The following is a 15,394-nucleotide window of genomic DNA, read 5'->3' as shown; positions in this document are numbered from 1 at the left end:
TTAACGTACTTTGTTATCGATTCTTGATTATTTTAAGCGCATGAAACAGTTAATCATACTCTTTGCAATAATTTGCCAATCCTCATACATAGCATTTGCTCAAGACCCCATTATAGGCGAATGGAAAACGATTGACGATGAAAGTAATAAGCCTCGTTCAGTTGTAGAGATTTACAAAAAAGGGGACCAGTACTATGGTAAGGTAGTTGATATGTTCCTTGAACCACACGAAGATCCAGACCCAGTTTGTGACGAGTGTGATGAAGATGATCCTAGATATATGCAAAAGACGCTGGGCATGGAGATCTTAAAAGGCGCAAAAAAAGATGGAGACGAATATGTAGGTGGTAAAATACTGGACCCTGAGAACGGGACCGTGTATAAGTGCAAATTGTGGTTAGAGGATGGAAATTTAAAACTTCGCGGATATGTCGCCTTCTTTTACCGAACCCAAACCTGGATAAAAAATGAATAATGAGTTAGAAGGGCGTTACAAAGAAATGTGGGAAAACGCCCGATCTCGATTCATAAATGGTGCGTGTTCAATAGACGACTCAATTGATAGTAATGAAGACCTCAGGCGTGGAATAACGCTATTGGCCAGGCCAAATCAGGAGATCAAAAATAGCATCTCTTCTTTTCAACAGGAGCTCAAAAAAATTGAGCCGAATCAATATTATCAGCCGAGTGACGACTTGCACCTGACCGTGCTCTCAATTATTTCTTGTTACGCAGGATTTCAACTTACCCAGATTAACTCAGAGGACTATGAGAGGGTAGTAAGTGAGTGCCTCAGCAAACCAATGGAAATAAAGTTCGAAGGAATAACTGCTAGCCCATCGGGAATATTAGTGCAAGGATTTCCCGAAGGGGATGGACTTAAGAAGTTAAGAAATGAGCTGAGAAAAAGGTTCAAATCTTCCCAGTTTCAGCATTCGATTGACAGCCGCTATAAAATTAATACCGCACATCTAACGGTTATGCGATTTAGAAAGCGGATAGCAGATTTTGGCGAGTTCGTTCGACTACTAGATGAGTTTCGGAATTTCTCTTTTGGTAGAATGAAGGTTGACCAATTGGATTTGGTATTCAATGATTGGTACCAGCGCACAGATGTAGTGAAGAAACTAGCTACTTTTGAGCTCGGTTAATTCAGAACTGTTCATGAAGCATTTCGAGGCGAAAATTCAAAATCAGACTTTCTATTTATTGCCAGAAAAAGTGATTTTTTGGAAAGAACAAAAGGCTTTGATTTTGTCTGATTTGCATATTGGCAAGGCCAGTCACTTTAGGAAAGCAGGCGTACCCATTTCCTCACATATTCATGTAAATGAGTTTTTTGTGCTTGATGCTATTATTGAAGAACTTAAACCCGAAAAAATCCTTTTTGTGGGAGATCTTTTTCACAGTGAACATAATCAGGAGTGGGATTTGTTTTACAACTGGGCTCACAATTATGAGCATATAGAATTAATCTTGATCAAAGGTAATCATGATATATTGCCTGAAAGCCTTTATCAAAATTCTAGATTGCAGGTGATGGATCAACTTCTTATAGATAACATTGAATTCACTCATGAGCGAAATGAAAACCCTGAGGGTTACAACATCTCAGGTCATTTACATCCTGGGGTGTCAATGGTAGGCTCAGGGAAGCAATCTTTGAAACTTCCTTGTTTTCTATTTAGAGAGGATCATGCCTTCCTTCCTGCCTTTGGCCATTTCACTGGAATAGCAAAAATTAAGCCTTCTAAAAAAGATAATATCTTTGTGGTAGCAGAAAACGAGATTATTCACGTTAGCTAATTGGACTATTTGTCGTAAATCAGCTATATTGATAGACTGTTGATAAAATTCTACCTGCAAGGGTTACAATTAGTTACATTGTCGTATTTAAACTAGAGCGAGAGCTTGAAGGAGTCATGAAAGATCATGAAGTGTTAGAACGGGTGAGTAGAGGGGATGAGGCAGCCTTGGACTACCTGTACAAGAAACATTACAAAATGATGACCCGTATTGTGCTAAACAATAATGGGACTGAGGATGAGGCGAAAGACATCTTTCAGGACGCACTCTTGGTATTTTGGCAGAAGGCCGTATCTGGTAAGTTGGTATTGACCTCTAAGATTAGCACATACATTTATAGTATTTGCTTGAATCTTTGGAGAAAGGAGTTGGATCGAAAGGGAAGACACTCTTCCGAAGAAGTTGAAAGGACTACTTATCAGGAACATGACAAGAATGAAAGAATTAAAATTATAACCGATTGCATTAATCAATTGGGGGACACCTGTAGAAGAATACTAACCTACCACTACTTCGATGGATTGTCTATGTCAGATATTGCAGACAAACTAAATTTTGCAAATACTGACACGGCAAAAACTAAGAAGTATAAATGTAAAAAGAAGCTCGATCTGATGGTTAAGCGGACTTATTCTTCACAAGATGTACTAGACTAAGAAAAATGGGAATTAATAAATACAGCAGTCAATTAGAAGCTTACTTCAGCGGCACCATGTCGGAAACTGACCGTATCCTATTTGAAGGAAGAGTAGAAAGTAATCCCGAGCTTAAATTCGAGTTCGATAGGCAAAACGATATCGTAGAGGGATTGAAGGCACATAGAAGAGCTGAGCTAAAGACTAGACTCAACAATATCTCAGTAGAACCAACCTTGATAGGCACCTTAATGCAGGGTTCTATGATGAAGTCATTAACCTATGGTCTAACGGCCGTAATGGTGGCTACTGGAGGTTATTTCTTTTATAATAGAGAAGCCTCCATCCAATATCACATAGAATCTCTGGACGCTAAAACTGAATATGCGATAAGCTCAGCACTTAGTCCGAATTTTCATAATCAATTGGATTATAGGTTTGAAGGGAATCTTCAAATGCTTGATTACGTGGAGACGACTCCAGTAATGAAGAAAAGAAGTATTGCTGAGGAGACTCCAAAACAAAACATTGCTTTCGAGGTGCCAGAAGTAACCCCAACGCATGAAGATGCTTTTGATGGCATGGCGGTTGATTTCGAAGCCATGGATCGTATTGACCAGGTATCAGGTATCTCTGAGGTTGATAAGGTAAATATTCAAACGATCAATTCAAGAAAGTACAATTTCCATTACCGATTGGAAGATAATCGACTATTCTTGTATGGAAAATTTAATGAGTCTCCTTATGAGATTATTGAAATTAGTACACCAGGTAGCAAGAAATTATTTTTCTACTATCATGGAGATTTCTATCAATTGAGAAAGAACGCTTCCTCGATTACTCCTCTCTCAAAAATTGAGAATAGAGAGTTAATCCATGAATTGGATGAATTGAAGAGCAGAGGATAATCAACACTTGATTATTTTAATTCCTCTATCCCACTATTTTCAGCAATTGCGCTATTTTTGGCCATAGACATATGGCAAAAGATAAAAAGTTTAGAAAAAAGAAAAAGCTAGGGAGCTATCCCTTTGTCAGCGTAGTTTTTAGTGTTACGCTTGCTCTATTCGTTATGGGTTTGTTTGGTCTGTTGCTGATGATGACTAAAAACCTCACCACTATCATTCAGGAGAATGTAGAGATGCAGGTATTTCTCAACAAAAACCTAAGTCAAAACGAAATCACGAAAATCATTAAAACTCTTTCTTCCAAAGACTATGTGATCAAAAAGGAGGGCATTTCACAGGTTGCGCACATTACCAAAGAAGAAGCAGCGAAGGAGTTTTATGAAGAAACAGGGGAAGACTTTGTGGAGTTTCTTGGCGATAACCCGTTGAGAGATGTGGTGGTTATTAAGATAAGTCCTGATTTCCATGAATCACAAAATCTAGTTGAGATCAAAAAAGAAATTGGATTTATAAGAGGAGTACACGAGGTCACATACATTGAGAGTTTGGTCAGCAGCATTCGCGAAAACGTAAAAAAAGTAAGCTTTGTCTTAATAGGTTTTTCAGTGATTTTGCTGACTGTAGTAGTAATACTGATCAACAATACCATAAAGCTGGCTCTATTCTCTCAGCGCTTTTTGATACGTAGCATGCAATTGGTAGGAGCCACAACTAATTTTATTCGTAAGCCGTTTCTAATGCGTGCTTCATTATTCGGATTGGTTTCAGCAGTTTTGGCGATAGCATTACTCGCTTCTCTAATGAGGTATCTCAATACTGAAGTTGATGGTCTCTTAGATTTACTTCAACTTGAACAATTGATAATGCTAGGTACAGGAATCGTATTGGTCGGAATATTTGTAGGTTTTATGAGTACATTTGCGGCCATCAGGAAGTACATGAAAATGTCACTGGACGAACTTTATTAGATTATGAGCGACAAGAATAAATTAGCTTTTCAGAAAATCAATTATATGATCATGCTAGCCGGTGTGGCAGTTTTGATTCTGGGATTTATTATCATGAGTCTTGATACTGAGCCTTATGGGTTTGGTTTTTTAGGCCTGACTTTAGGCCCTATTGTGGTGCTATTAGGTTTTGCTATTGAGTTTGTAGCTATTCTGTACAAGCCAAAAGAAAAATAAATGACCTTTATTGAAGCATTAATCCTTGGAGTGATTCAGGGGTTGACAGAATTCCTCCCTGTAAGTAGTAGTGGACACTTGGAGCTAGGCACCTATTTTCTAGGAGTACAGTCAGAAGACAATCTGCTTTTTTCTATCATCCTTCATGGCGCTACAGCTTGTAGTACAGTTGTCATCTTTAGGAAAGACATCCTAGAAATCATCAAAGGAATTCTCAAGTTCGAATGGAATGAATCTACCCAATTTGCGGCAATGATTGTATTGTCCATGATTCCGGTGGGCATTGTGGGGGTATTCTTCGAAGATCAGGTAGAATCTTTGTTTGGCGGTAATATCTTGCTAGTTGGCACCATGCTGTTGGTGACAGCTGCATTACTCGCATTTACATATTTCAGCAAAAAGAACGAAGGGGAAATCACCTTTAAGAATTCATTTTTAATTGGCTTGGCTCAGGCCATTGCCATCATGCCGGGTATCTCGCGCTCTGGCTCGACGATATCTATAGCGCTACTACTTGGCGTAAATAAAGAGAAAGCCGCACGTTTCTCATTTCTTATGGTTTTACCTCCTATTCTTGGAGCCATGTTGCTCAAGACTAAAGACTTTTTAGAATCCCCTGAGATAGCGGCAAATATTTCAGGAATGAATCTGGCCGTTGGCTTTTTGGCTGCGTTTCTCTCGGGACTGTTGGCATGTCAGTGGATGATTTCAATTGTCAAGAGAGGTAAACTGATCTATTTCGCCATTTATTGTGGCGTGGTTGGCTTGATGGCGGTGGTTGGAGGACTGCTATGGTAGAGCCCATTCTGATATCAGAAATGGACTTCGAAAAGGGCGAAGTTTTCTTGGTTGACAAACCATTGGAGTGGACATCATTTGATGTAGTGAAGAAAATTCGTGGTAGACTGAAAATTAAAAAAGTTGGGCACGCAGGAACTTTAGATCCATTAGCCACGGGCTTACTTATCATATGTGCTGGTAAGGCCACCAAAAAAATCAACGATTATCAGGATTTAGGGAAAACCTACACAGGTAGGATGGTGTTGGGGAAAACGACACCATCTGTCGATTTGGAAACCGAGTTTGATAGTGAGAAACCCTGGGAGCATATTACTCAAGAGCAAGTAAAAAGAGCAGTAGCTAAGTGGACAGGAGATGTCATTCAGATACCGCCTATTTATAGTGCAGTCAAAGTAGATGGTGAAAGAGCTTATAAAGCCGCTCGAAGAAAAGAAGACATCAAGTTAAAACCAAGGGCCGTGCAAGTCCCAGTATTCGAAGTAGACACGAGTAATTTGCCCGAAGTCAGTTTTAAGATTAAATGCTCAAAAGGAACTTACATTAGGAGTTTGGTTCGAGATGTCGGGGAAGAGCTGAAATGTGGGGCCTATATGTCAGAGTTGCGGCGAACGGCTATTGGCGATTTCAAAGTAGAAGATGCTTTTGTATTAGAAGATTTTATTTCTCGATTACAAAGAGATTAGATTTGCGCTCACAATTTCACCCATGGTAATCGTAGAAGGACATCAAGCCATTCCCAATATTCAAAATGCTATTGTAACCAGTGGTACGTTTGACGGAGTGCATTTTGGTCATCAGAAAATCCTTAAGAAAATAGTAAAAACGGCCAGAGAATTGAATGGCAAAAGTGTGGTTCTTACTTTTTGGCCACATCCCCGCTTTGTTTTGTTCCCAGAAGAAAAGACACTTAAACTACTTTCGACTTTCGAGGAGAAAGCACAGTTGCTGGAAGAAGTCGGTATAGACTATTTGGTCAAAGTAGAATTCACCAAAGCATTTTCTCAGTTGTCTTCGGAAACATTCATCCAAAATATGTTGGTGGAGAAACTAAAAACCAAGAAGCTCATCATAGGATACGATCATCGTTTTGGGAAGAACCGATCAGGAAGCTTTGAATATCTGAAAGAAAACAGTGATCGCTTTGGATTTGAAGTAGAAGAGATTCCTCGTCAGGATATTGATGATGTGGGGGTGAGTAGTACTAAGATCCGTCAGGCGCTGTTTCATGGGGAAGTAGATTTGGCTGCCGAATTTTTAGGTAGACAGTATAGTATTAATGGTACTGTAGTAGAAGGGAAACAAATTGGCTCTCAATTGGGCTTTCCTACCGCAAATATTAAGGTGGCTGAAGAGTTTAAGTTAATTCCGAAGGACGGTTCTTATGCTGTAAGAGCCAAGGTTGGAAACGAATGGTTCAAAGGGATGCTGAATGTTGGAATTAGACCAACCGTAGGTGGGCTACATCGAGTGATAGAAACTCACCTTTTTGACTTTGATCAACAGATCTATAATCAACCCATTCAAGTTGAATTTATAAAGCATCTTCGAGATGAGAAAAAATTTGATTCTCTCGAAGAACTAAAAACTCAACTACAAAAGGACAAAACCACCTCCTTACAACTTCTTGAAGAATATTAATCTTGTCTTTAGATTATTGCTATCCGATTCATCTGGATAAGCCTTAAGTTTGTAACTTTCGTATAGAACATTAAACAACATTTACTGCTATGAACAAAATTGTAGCTGATGCTCAGGCAGCCATTGAAGGAATAGACCATGGTATGACACTCATGTTAGGAGGGTTTGGCCTTTGTGGCATCCCTGAAAATTGTATTTCTGCTTTGAATGAAAAAGGAATTTCTGATCTCACCTGTATTTCGAACAATGCAGGGGTAGACGATTTTGGTTTGGGTCTACTACTTCAGAAAAAGCAAATCAAGAAAATGATCTCCTCTTATGTTGGAGAAAATGATGAGTTTGAACGGCAAATGTTAAGTGGTGAACTTGAGGTTGATTTGATTCCTCAGGGCTCATTGGCAGAAAGGTGTCGAGCCGGTGGCGCAGGCATACCTGCATTTTTCACTCCTGCTGGATATGGTACAGAAGTGGCCGAAGGCAAAGAAGTAAGAGAGTTTAATGGCAAACCACATATTTTGGAATCAGCGCTAACCGCAGACTTTGCCATTGTGAAAGCCTGGAAAGGAGATAAATTCGGAAATCTGGTTTATAAAGGGACCGCAAGAAATTTTAATCCGCCTATGGCCATGGCTGGAAAGATCACTATTGCGGAGGTGGATGAATTAGTGGAGCCGGGAGAATTAGATCCAAACTTTATTCAGACACCTGGAATATTTGTCCAGCGTATCTTTCAAGGAAAGGATTACGAAAAGAGAATTGAGCAACGAACAGTAAGAACAAGAGGTTAACCCAAATTTCGAAAAAGATATGCTTGATAAGACAGGAATCGCAAAACGAATTGCGCAAGAATTACAAAATGGCTGGTATGTCAATTTGGGTATCGGTATCCCTACCTTGGTGGCCAACTATATCCCTGAAGGGATCGAAGTAGAATTTCAATCCGAAAATGGCATCTTGGGTATGGGGCCATTTCCTTATGAAGGTGAGGAAGACGCTGATATGATCAATGCTGGTAAGCAAACGGTTACACTATTGAAAGGAGCATCTATTTTTGATTCTTCTACCAGCTTTGCCATGATACGTGGCCAACATGTACAGCTGACCGTACTGGGCGCAATGGAAGTGGCGGAAAATGGTGATATAGCCAATTGGAAAATACCAGGACGAATGGTGAAGGGCATGGGAGGGGCAATGGATTTAGTAGCTTCTGCCGAAAATATCATCGTAGCCATGATGCACACAAATAAAGCTGGTGAATCGAAAATATTAAAGAAATGCACGCTGCCATTAACCGGTGTTGGTTGTGTCAAGAAAGTAGTTACCAATATGGCTGTGCTTGATGTCACTCCTGGTGGTTTCAAATTGATTGAAAGGGCTCCGGGCGTTTCTGTTGAAGATATTCAAAAGGCCACAGAAGGGACTTTAATTGTTGAGGGAGAAATTCCAGAAATGAAAATATAATTTTTTCAAGGACTAATCTTTGGAAAAGAATAATGCTTAGAGCAGGAAGACTTTCTAGTCCTCCTGCTTTTTTGTTTCTTTGCGCCTCCATTGCACAGATAAAATCAAAGATAAATTAGATGAAGAAATCAAAGATCAATATCGAGGTAACACTCGATGAACAAAACATCCCAGAAGATATCCAATGGTCCGCCGAAGATGCTGGCGCGGAGCAGCAAAAAACCAAGTCTATTTCAATAGGAATTTGGGATGAAAAAAAGAGAGATACACTTATGTTGGATCTCTGGACCAAGGACATGAATGTGGATGAAATGAAACAGTTTCATATCAACCTTTTGGGAAGTTCTGCGAGTACACTTTTGTCAGCGACAGGTGATGAGTTTATGTCATCAGAAATTTCCAATTTATGTGAAAAATTGGTGCAATACCTGAGTGAAAAGTAGTATGCATGCATAATTTTTATTGAAAATCGCTATTAGGTGCTCAATCAAGGCTGATTTTATAATTTTTTCTTTAATATTAGAGACACGAAATTATTTTTTCGTGGCTTAATGATCAGCAAAACACTTAATAATGATTAATATGAGTAAACTTTTTACTAAGCGATTTTATCTGAGTTTGGTACTCGGAGCACTGATTTCATTCGGTGCTCAGGCGCAGACCAGCATATCAGGAAGTGTTGTAGATAGCAACACAAAGGACCCCCTACTAGGCGTGAGTATTCTAGTCAAGGGCAAGGTAGTTGGTACCATTTCGGATACCGACGGAAATTTCTCACTAAATGTGTCTTCGGCACCACCACTTACTCTGATATTCTCTATGGTTGGATACAGTTCAACCGAGATAGAGATAAGTGATGCAAATGTTCAAGGGCTAGAAGTAAGTCTGGAAGAGTCATCCATTATGGGACAAGAAGTAGTGGTTTCTGCTTCTCGAGTAGAAGAGTCTGTGATGCAGTCTCCTGTCTCCATTGAAAAAATGGATGTACTTGCCATCAAAAACACTCCGTCTGTCAACTTTTATGATGCCCTACAAGGCTTTAAAGGTGTGGATATGAGTGCACAGAGTTTGACTTTTAAGTCTGTTAATGCCAGAGGATTTGGTGCAAATGGTAACACTAGGTTTGTTCAGCTCATCGACGGAATTGACAATCAGGCGCCAGGATTGAACTTTGCGGTAGGTAATATCGTGGGGATCAATGATCTGGATCTTGAAAGTGCGGAGATGATTCCTGGTGCTGCTTCAGCATTATATGGGCCTAATGCATTGAATGGTATTTTGCTACTGAATAGTAAAAGCCCATTTGACTATCAGGGCTTAAGTGCTTACGCTAAAGTAGGTGTCAATCACGTAGATGGTGAGGATGATGATCCTGCCATGTATAATGATTATGGAATTCGTTATGCAAAAGCCTTTAACAACAAATTTGCATTTAAAGTAACAGCATCATACCTAGGTGCTCAAGACTTCAGAGGGGTGGATTATAGAGACCAAAGTTCTACAACTAATGGTGTAGAACACGGTGGATCAGTAGAGACAACTGGTAGAAATCGACAAAACAACAGAACCTACGATGGTGTAAATACATACGGAGATTTTGGCTTCAATTTAGGGTTGATTCCACTTCTGGATCCTGCTTTTGCTGCGGTTTCTGGCCAACTACCAGGAGGCTCTGATGGTGCTTTTACACCAACTGGTTTTACTGAGTCTTCGTATGTTGATAATACTACTGAAAGTATCAAGCTAGGTGGTGCCTTGCACTATAGAGTTACTGATAATATGGAAGTATTTGGTCAATTCAATTGGGGGTCAGGTAGTACAGTTTATACTGCGAATGACCGGTTTGTTTTGGACAACTTCTCAATCTGGACAGCTAAGTTAGAATTAAGAGGGTCTAATTTCTATTTAAGAGGTTATACCACACATGAGGATTCAGGAGATACCTATGCTGCCAATACTTTGGCTTCTTTGATGAATCAGCAACATTATATTCCTGATTATGCTTTAGGCTTTTTGGGGGCAAGAGGACAAGGGGCTTCTATAGAACAAGCTCATGCAGCAGCGAGAGGGTATGCTGATGGTTTGCAAGCGAATTACGCTCCAGGTACAGCTACATGGGATTCAGAAACTGCAGTACTTCGCGAGACTTCAATTTTTGAAGGCGGTGCCAAGTTTAAAGATGCTTCAAGCATGAATCACTTCGAAGGAAGTTATAACTTTTCAGACATGGTTGACTTCGCAGAAATTGTAGTGGGAGGTAATTTTAGACAGTACAACTTAGAATCAGAAGGAACTCTTTTTGCACTTAATGATGACGGAAGTGAGCAGTCATTCTCAGAGTACGGTGGATATGCTCAAATTTCGAAAGCATTTATGGAGGATAGGTTAAAAGTACAGGCCTCAGGTAGATATGATAAGAATGAGAACTTTGATGGTCAATTCTCTCCAAGAGTGTCTGTAGTTGGTACAGTAGCAGGAAGTCATAATTTCAGAGGGTCTTTCCAGAAGGGATTTAGAATCCCAACTACTCAGGATCAATTTATTGATTTGGATGTGCAAACAAGAAGGTTGATTGGTAGTAACCAACTATTGGTTGATCGATACAATTTCAGAACCAACACGGTTTATACCGAGGCAAGTATAGCTGCCGCAAGAACTGCTGCTGCTGGTGGAGATGCGAATGCAAGAGACTTGTTGGTAACCCCAGATAAAGTAAATGATGATTTCAAAACTGAAAAAATTAAGACTTTTGAAATAGGTTATAGAGGGTTATTCCTAGAGGATCGATTAATGCTCGATGCTTATTATTACCACAGTACTTACCAGGACTTCATTGCGGAAATCACATTCGGTCAGGCTGTAGATGCTACGGATGGCACCAACGGAGATGGTTTCGATCCTGCACCAGGTTTTGATCCGGACTCAGATGCTGGTAAAGATGCTATCATTGGAAATGCAGTTCCTGGTGGAAGAATTCAAAACTATGGATTTGACACGAATGCAGATGGAGATATCAAGTCTCATGGCTGGGGTCTTCAGGCTGATTACAGGCTCGGTGGTGGATACACAGCTAGTGGTAATATCGCTTACAACGAATTGCTTGATGATGATGATTTAGTTGCTCAAGGATTCAGGTCTTCATACAATACACCGAAGTATAGATTCAACTTGTCTCTAGCTAACAGAAATGTGGTAGAGAACTTAGGTTTTAGTTTGGCATACAGATGGCAGCAGGCCTTCTTCTGGGATTCTTCTTTTGGACAAGGCGTAGTTCCTGCGTTTGGTACAGTAGATGCTCAGATTAGCTATAAAATGCCTAGCATTAAGTCTGTAGTAAAAATTGGTGGTAGTAATATTTTTAATGAGAGATATACCACTTCATTCGGTAACCCGAGAATGGGTGCTATTTACTACGTGTCTATCACTTTCGATGAATTCTTAAACTAATAAAGAGAACAAGATGAAAAATTTGAAAATATATACTTTACTACTTGTCTCTGCATGCATCACATTCTCATGTGATGAAGAGGATAAGTTGATCAATGATATTTTAGTTGAAAACCCCATACCTGTGGATACTGGAGATACTGGCGACGCTGGTGATCTGGATTTATCAAAATACATCGCTATTGGTAATTCATTAACAGCGGGATATCAGGATGGGTCTTTGTACACCAATGCACAACAAACAGGTTTTGCAGCAATGTTGACAGAGCGTTTCTCAGTTAGTGGTGTAGGAGGTGGAGCCTACGGCTTTCCTGATATCAATTCAGTCAATGGCTATTCAAGTGAGTCTGATGGTGTTGTTTTGGGTAAGTTGATTTTGGATTTAGACTTGAATAATGATGGAGAACTAGGCGATGCTGGAATTATTGCCGCATCAGGTGAAGACAAAAGAGCCGAGCTTTATACTGGAGAAAAAGAATTGCTTACCAATTTTGGTGTGCCTGGTATTGTGGTTGGACAGCTTCAATCAACGGCGACTGGAGATGCCACCAATACGGCTCACCCATACTTCAATCCATATTATATGAGGTTTGCTTCCGAGGTAGATGGAACGGCCACCATATTAGGGGATGCTATTGCAGCTACACCAACATTTTTTACTTTTTGGATTGGAGCGAATGATGTGCTTGGGTATGCTGCTGGTGGCGGTGACAATGCAGATAATAGTGTTGGTCTGACACCAATAGGCGATGCTACTACGCCTGGAACATTTACTTATGATTATGCCACTTCTTTGGGAACCTTGGCAGCAACAGGGAGTCATGGAGTAGTAATTAACGTTCCTCCAATTGTCATTCAACCCTTATTCCAGGCTGTGAAGTACAATGATCTGGAACTGGATGAGGCAAATGCAACAGCATTAAATACAGGATTGGCGTCTTACAATGCTGCAGTTCAGGGTTTGGTTACAGCCACATTGCTCACCCAGGCACAAGCGGATGTAAGAAAGGTGTCTTATGCTGCTGGGAATAACCCGTTTTTGATTGAAGATGACAATACAGCTGATTTTCCTGACTTAGGACCCTTATGGGATATTCTTGTAGCTGCTGATCAAATGAGTGATGCGGATAGAGCTGCATTGGAACCCTATAGAATGTGTAGACCAATAGTGGATGGTGAGTTAGTAATACTAACAGCTTCAACTGTGATAAATACTACGCCGGCAGGATTTCCAGAAACAGCATTGTATGGACTTTCTTTGCCATTGCCTGATAAGTACACTTTGACTGGTGATGAAGTAACAAAAATAGTGACCCAAAGAGCAACAATTAATGGGACAATTGATGGTATCATGGCTGGAATGCCAGCCACTATCAAAAGATTAGATATCCAGCCTTTATTCGCTGATTTGATGGGCTTAGATGCGGCAACTGCGACTGGCTTGGCTTTGAGTGCGGATGCTATTGCAGCTGCTGATGGCGAGCTTGGATTGGTTTATCAAGGATATGATTACCAGCCAGATTTCTCACCCAATGGCTTGTTTTCCAATGATGCAATTCATCCTAACCCCAGAGGACATGGGGTGATAGCCAATGCGATTATTGAATTGATGAACGATGAATTTGGAACAAATATTCCTATGGTTGAGGTGGGGCAACAAAGAGCTTCCCCATTCCAGCAATAAAAATATCCAACATTTGACTTTAAAAACCCTGACAGTATACTGTCAGGGTTTTTTTATACCTTATGCATATCGATTGTTATAATTAAAAACTTCAGCCAAAGAATACTCGGCGAAGCTGACTTTTCGGAAGGAATAGATTTTGAAGAGTTAAGAAGGCAGGTTATTAAATAATGCCGAATGCTTGGCGCGCAAAATATTATGCATGCATACTAAATTTTAGAAAATCTTCTGTATTTTAGAGGAATGGAAGCTAGCCCAAATTTTTTGATATTCGATCAGTATGATCATTCAAATCGGACAGCTGGTACTTTTGTTTTTGGCCATAAAAAAAGGGTCTCTGAATCAGAAACCCTTTCGTTATGTTGTGGTGATGAGTGGGCTCGAACCACCGACTCACGGATTTTCAGTCCGATGCTCTACCAACTGAGCTACATCACCGCGTTAACGAGGCACAAAAGTAAAAATAATTGTTAATGCAACAAACATTTTGGTAGATATTTGAAATAAAAAAATGAGGAGAATATGACTTGGATTTTACAAGCAGTTTTTGTGGTCGTTGTGGCCATTCCGATCTACTTTTTGATACAAAGAATAAAGCAGATCAGAGGCAATATTTTGCTGGGTAAAGATTTGGATCGCAGTGATAGATCTGGAGATAGATGGAAGGCCATGCTGCTTGTTGCTTTTGGCCAAAAGAAGATGTTTAAAAAGCCTATACCTGCATTTCTACACTTATTGATCTATGTAGGATTTTTAGTTATCAATCTGGAAGTACTAGAGTTTATGATTGATGGGTTGCTGGGTACACATAGAATTTTTGCACCATATTTAGGATCATTCTATAATGTGGCCATGAATTTCTTCGAGTTTCTAGCGCTAGGTGTGCTCATTTCGTGTGTGGCATTTCTGATTAGAAGAAATGTGATTAAAGTACCCAGGTTTACTAAGCCAGAAATGAAAGGTTGGCCGACTATGGATGGTAATCTGATTTTGATTATTGAAATTGTACTGATGTTTGCCATTTTGAAAATGAATGCGGCGGACCAAGTATTACAGAGTAGAGGAGTTGCAGGTTATGTAGATACAGGAGACTTGATGATTTCGAGTATGTTTATTCCATTGTTTAAGAATTATTCGGATAGCTTTTTGATCGTTATAGAAAGGGGTGCCTGGTGGTTTCATATCATTGGTATTTTTGCTTTTGCTGTGTATGTAACCTATTCTAAGCATCTACATATCTTTCTAGCATTCCCAAATACGTATTATTCCAACTTAGAACCGAAAGGGAAAATCCAGAATATGGATGCTGTGACCACTGAGGTTAAGTCCATGTTGGGCATGCCTGTAGAGGGAGCAGGTGAGCCACCAGCGGAAGTAGGTACATTTGGAGCTAAGGATGCTACTGATTTAAGCTGGAAGAGCTTGATGGAAGCATACTCATGTACGGAGTGTGGACGGTGTACCTCGGAATGTCCGGCCAACCAAACTGGTAAAACGCTATCTCCAAGAAAAGTGATGATGGATACTAGAGATCGAATAGAAGACATCGGTGCTGGTAAGGGTGAGGGTAAGACCCTATTAGGTGACTTTATTACAAAGGAAGAAATCAATGCCTGTACGAGTTGTAATGCCTGTACTGAAGCCTGTCCTATTAATATTGATCCATTATCTATCATTTTAGAAATGAAACGATACGTGGCCATGGAAGAGTCTGGTTCGCCAGCTTCCTGGAATTCCATGTTTTCTAACATTGAAACGAATTTTGCTCCTTGGAAATTCTCTCCAACGGATAGATTTAATTGGGCACAAGATTTAAACGACAAAAACTAA

16 protein-coding genes and 1 tRNA gene are annotated in these 15,394 nt (G+C 40.0%); 16 read left to right on the top strand and 1 reads right to left on the bottom strand.

Features of this window, described 5'->3' with window-relative positions; translation table 11 throughout:
* The first annotated feature begins 40 nt into the window (after positions 1–40).
* The 15 genes from ACO6S2_RS00255 (at position 41) to ACO6S2_RS00185 (ending at position 13,564) form a co-directional block, all read left to right on the top strand.
* Entirely contained in the window at positions 41–475 is a 435-nt protein-coding gene (locus tag ACO6S2_RS00255) for a DUF2147 domain-containing protein (RefSeq protein WP_422360511.1), read from the top strand.
* Positions 468–1,151, top strand: coding sequence for a 2'-5' RNA ligase family protein (locus ACO6S2_RS00250; protein WP_422360510.1), 684 nt, complete (start codon positions 468–470; stop codon positions 1,149–1,151). Before ACO6S2_RS00255 ends, ACO6S2_RS00250 begins: the two co-directional genes overlap by 8 nt.
* 13 nt (positions 1,152–1,164) lie before the next feature.
* The gene (gene pdeM / locus ACO6S2_RS00245) at positions 1,165–1,806 is read left to right on the top strand and encodes a ligase-associated DNA damage response endonuclease PdeM (RefSeq protein ID WP_422360509.1); all 642 of its coding nucleotides are present in this window, start codon (positions 1,165–1,167) and stop codon (positions 1,804–1,806) included.
* A 116-nt stretch (positions 1,807–1,922) separates the two neighbouring features.
* Positions 1,923–2,462, top strand: coding sequence for an RNA polymerase sigma factor (locus ACO6S2_RS00240; protein ID WP_422360508.1), 540 nt, complete (start codon positions 1,923–1,925; stop codon positions 2,460–2,462).
* Between the two features lie 5 nt (positions 2,463–2,467).
* Positions 2,468–3,349 (top strand): hypothetical protein, encoded by an 882-nt coding sequence (locus ACO6S2_RS00235; protein WP_422360507.1) that lies wholly within the window; start codon positions 2,468–2,470, stop codon positions 3,347–3,349.
* 71 nt (positions 3,350–3,420) lie between these two features.
* Positions 3,421–4,317 (top strand): cell division protein FtsX, encoded by an 897-nt coding sequence (locus ACO6S2_RS00230; protein ID WP_422360506.1) that lies wholly within the window; start codon positions 3,421–3,423, stop codon positions 4,315–4,317.
* Positions 4,318–4,320: 3 nt separating this feature from the next.
* Positions 4,321–4,533 carry a DUF3098 domain-containing protein gene (locus ACO6S2_RS00225; protein WP_422360505.1) on the top strand — a complete coding sequence of 71 codons (213 nt, stop codon included), beginning with the start codon at positions 4,321–4,323 and terminating at the stop codon, positions 4,531–4,533.
* Complete coding sequence (locus tag ACO6S2_RS00220; RefSeq protein ID WP_422360504.1) at positions 4,534–5,331, top strand: undecaprenyl-diphosphate phosphatase; 798 nt, start codon at positions 4,534–4,536, stop codon at positions 5,329–5,331.
* Entirely contained in the window at positions 5,325–6,017 is a 693-nt protein-coding gene (truB, locus tag ACO6S2_RS00215) for a tRNA pseudouridine(55) synthase TruB (RefSeq protein ID WP_422360503.1), read from the top strand. The genes ACO6S2_RS00220 and truB overlap by 7 nt, the downstream gene beginning before the upstream one ends.
* Before the next feature lie 22 nt (positions 6,018–6,039).
* On the top strand, positions 6,040–6,972 hold the full coding sequence (locus ACO6S2_RS00210) for a bifunctional riboflavin kinase/FAD synthetase (protein ID WP_422360502.1): 933 nt from the start codon (positions 6,040–6,042) through the stop codon (positions 6,970–6,972).
* A gap of 89 nt (positions 6,973–7,061) precedes the next feature.
* Positions 7,062–7,760 carry a CoA transferase subunit A gene (locus ACO6S2_RS00205; RefSeq protein WP_422360501.1) on the top strand — a complete coding sequence of 233 codons (699 nt, stop codon included), beginning with the start codon at positions 7,062–7,064 and terminating at the stop codon, positions 7,758–7,760.
* A 19-nt stretch (positions 7,761–7,779) separates the two neighbouring features.
* Positions 7,780–8,433, top strand: coding sequence for a CoA transferase subunit B (locus tag ACO6S2_RS00200; protein ID WP_422360500.1), 654 nt, complete (start codon positions 7,780–7,782; stop codon positions 8,431–8,433).
* Positions 8,434–8,552: 119 nt separating this feature from the next.
* The gene (gene gldC, locus ACO6S2_RS00195; RefSeq protein ID WP_348433945.1) at positions 8,553–8,876 is read left to right on the top strand and encodes a gliding motility protein GldC; all 324 of its coding nucleotides are present in this window, start codon (positions 8,553–8,555) and stop codon (positions 8,874–8,876) included.
* Between the two features lie 139 nt (positions 8,877–9,015).
* Positions 9,016–11,880: a TonB-dependent receptor gene (locus tag ACO6S2_RS00190; RefSeq protein WP_422360499.1), complete on the top strand. Its 2,865-nt coding sequence runs from the start codon at positions 9,016–9,018 to the stop codon at positions 11,878–11,880.
* A 13-nt stretch (positions 11,881–11,893) separates the two neighbouring features.
* Positions 11,894–13,564, top strand: coding sequence for a hypothetical protein (locus ACO6S2_RS00185; RefSeq protein ID WP_422360498.1), 1,671 nt, complete (start codon positions 11,894–11,896; stop codon positions 13,562–13,564).
* Positions 13,565–13,929: 365 nt separating this feature from the next.
* On the opposite strand, the gene ACO6S2_RS00180 is transcribed toward ACO6S2_RS00185, so the two are convergent.
* Positions 13,930–14,002 (bottom strand) — tRNA-Phe (locus ACO6S2_RS00180).
* A gap of 84 nt (positions 14,003–14,086) precedes the next feature.
* Here ACO6S2_RS00180 and ACO6S2_RS00175 point away from each other — a divergent pair.
* On the top strand, positions 14,087–15,394 hold the full coding sequence (locus tag ACO6S2_RS00175; protein WP_422360497.1) for a 4Fe-4S dicluster domain-containing protein: 1,308 nt from the start codon (positions 14,087–14,089) through the stop codon (positions 15,392–15,394).

It is taken from the genome of Reichenbachiella sp. (assembly GCF_965233835.1).
Lineage (GTDB): Bacteria > Bacteroidota > Bacteroidia > Cytophagales > Cyclobacteriaceae > Reichenbachiella.
The sequence above is the reverse complement of the archived record's forward strand: the minus strand, read 5'-3'. Positions and strand labels throughout refer to the sequence as shown.

Coding starts and splice junctions, on each gene's coding strand:
- ACO6S2_RS00255 (WP_422360511.1), top strand. CDS start 41: ATGAAACAGTTAATCATACTCTTTGCAATAATTTGCCAATCCTCATAC.
- ACO6S2_RS00250 (WP_422360510.1), top strand. CDS start 468: ATGAATAATGAGTTAGAAGGGCGTTACAAAGAAATGTGGGAAAACGCC.
- pdeM (WP_422360509.1), top strand. CDS start 1,165: ATGAAGCATTTCGAGGCGAAAATTCAAAATCAGACTTTCTATTTATTG.
- ACO6S2_RS00240 (WP_422360508.1), top strand. CDS start 1,923: ATGAAAGATCATGAAGTGTTAGAACGGGTGAGTAGAGGGGATGAGGCA.
- ACO6S2_RS00235 (WP_422360507.1), top strand. CDS start 2,468: ATGGGAATTAATAAATACAGCAGTCAATTAGAAGCTTACTTCAGCGGC.
- ACO6S2_RS00230 (WP_422360506.1), top strand. CDS start 3,421: ATGGCAAAAGATAAAAAGTTTAGAAAAAAGAAAAAGCTAGGGAGCTAT.
- ACO6S2_RS00225 (WP_422360505.1), top strand. CDS start 4,321: ATGAGCGACAAGAATAAATTAGCTTTTCAGAAAATCAATTATATGATC.
- ACO6S2_RS00220 (WP_422360504.1), top strand. CDS start 4,534: ATGACCTTTATTGAAGCATTAATCCTTGGAGTGATTCAGGGGTTGACA.
- truB (WP_422360503.1), top strand. CDS start 5,325: ATGGTAGAGCCCATTCTGATATCAGAAATGGACTTCGAAAAGGGCGAA.
- ACO6S2_RS00210 (WP_422360502.1), top strand. CDS start 6,040: ATGGTAATCGTAGAAGGACATCAAGCCATTCCCAATATTCAAAATGCT.
- ACO6S2_RS00205 (WP_422360501.1), top strand. CDS start 7,062: ATGAACAAAATTGTAGCTGATGCTCAGGCAGCCATTGAAGGAATAGAC.
- ACO6S2_RS00200 (WP_422360500.1), top strand. CDS start 7,780: ATGCTTGATAAGACAGGAATCGCAAAACGAATTGCGCAAGAATTACAA.
- gldC (WP_348433945.1), top strand. CDS start 8,553: ATGAAGAAATCAAAGATCAATATCGAGGTAACACTCGATGAACAAAAC.
- ACO6S2_RS00190 (WP_422360499.1), top strand. CDS start 9,016: ATGAGTAAACTTTTTACTAAGCGATTTTATCTGAGTTTGGTACTCGGA.
- ACO6S2_RS00185 (WP_422360498.1), top strand. CDS start 11,894: ATGAAAAATTTGAAAATATATACTTTACTACTTGTCTCTGCATGCATC.
- ACO6S2_RS00175 (WP_422360497.1), top strand. CDS start 14,087: ATGACTTGGATTTTACAAGCAGTTTTTGTGGTCGTTGTGGCCATTCCG.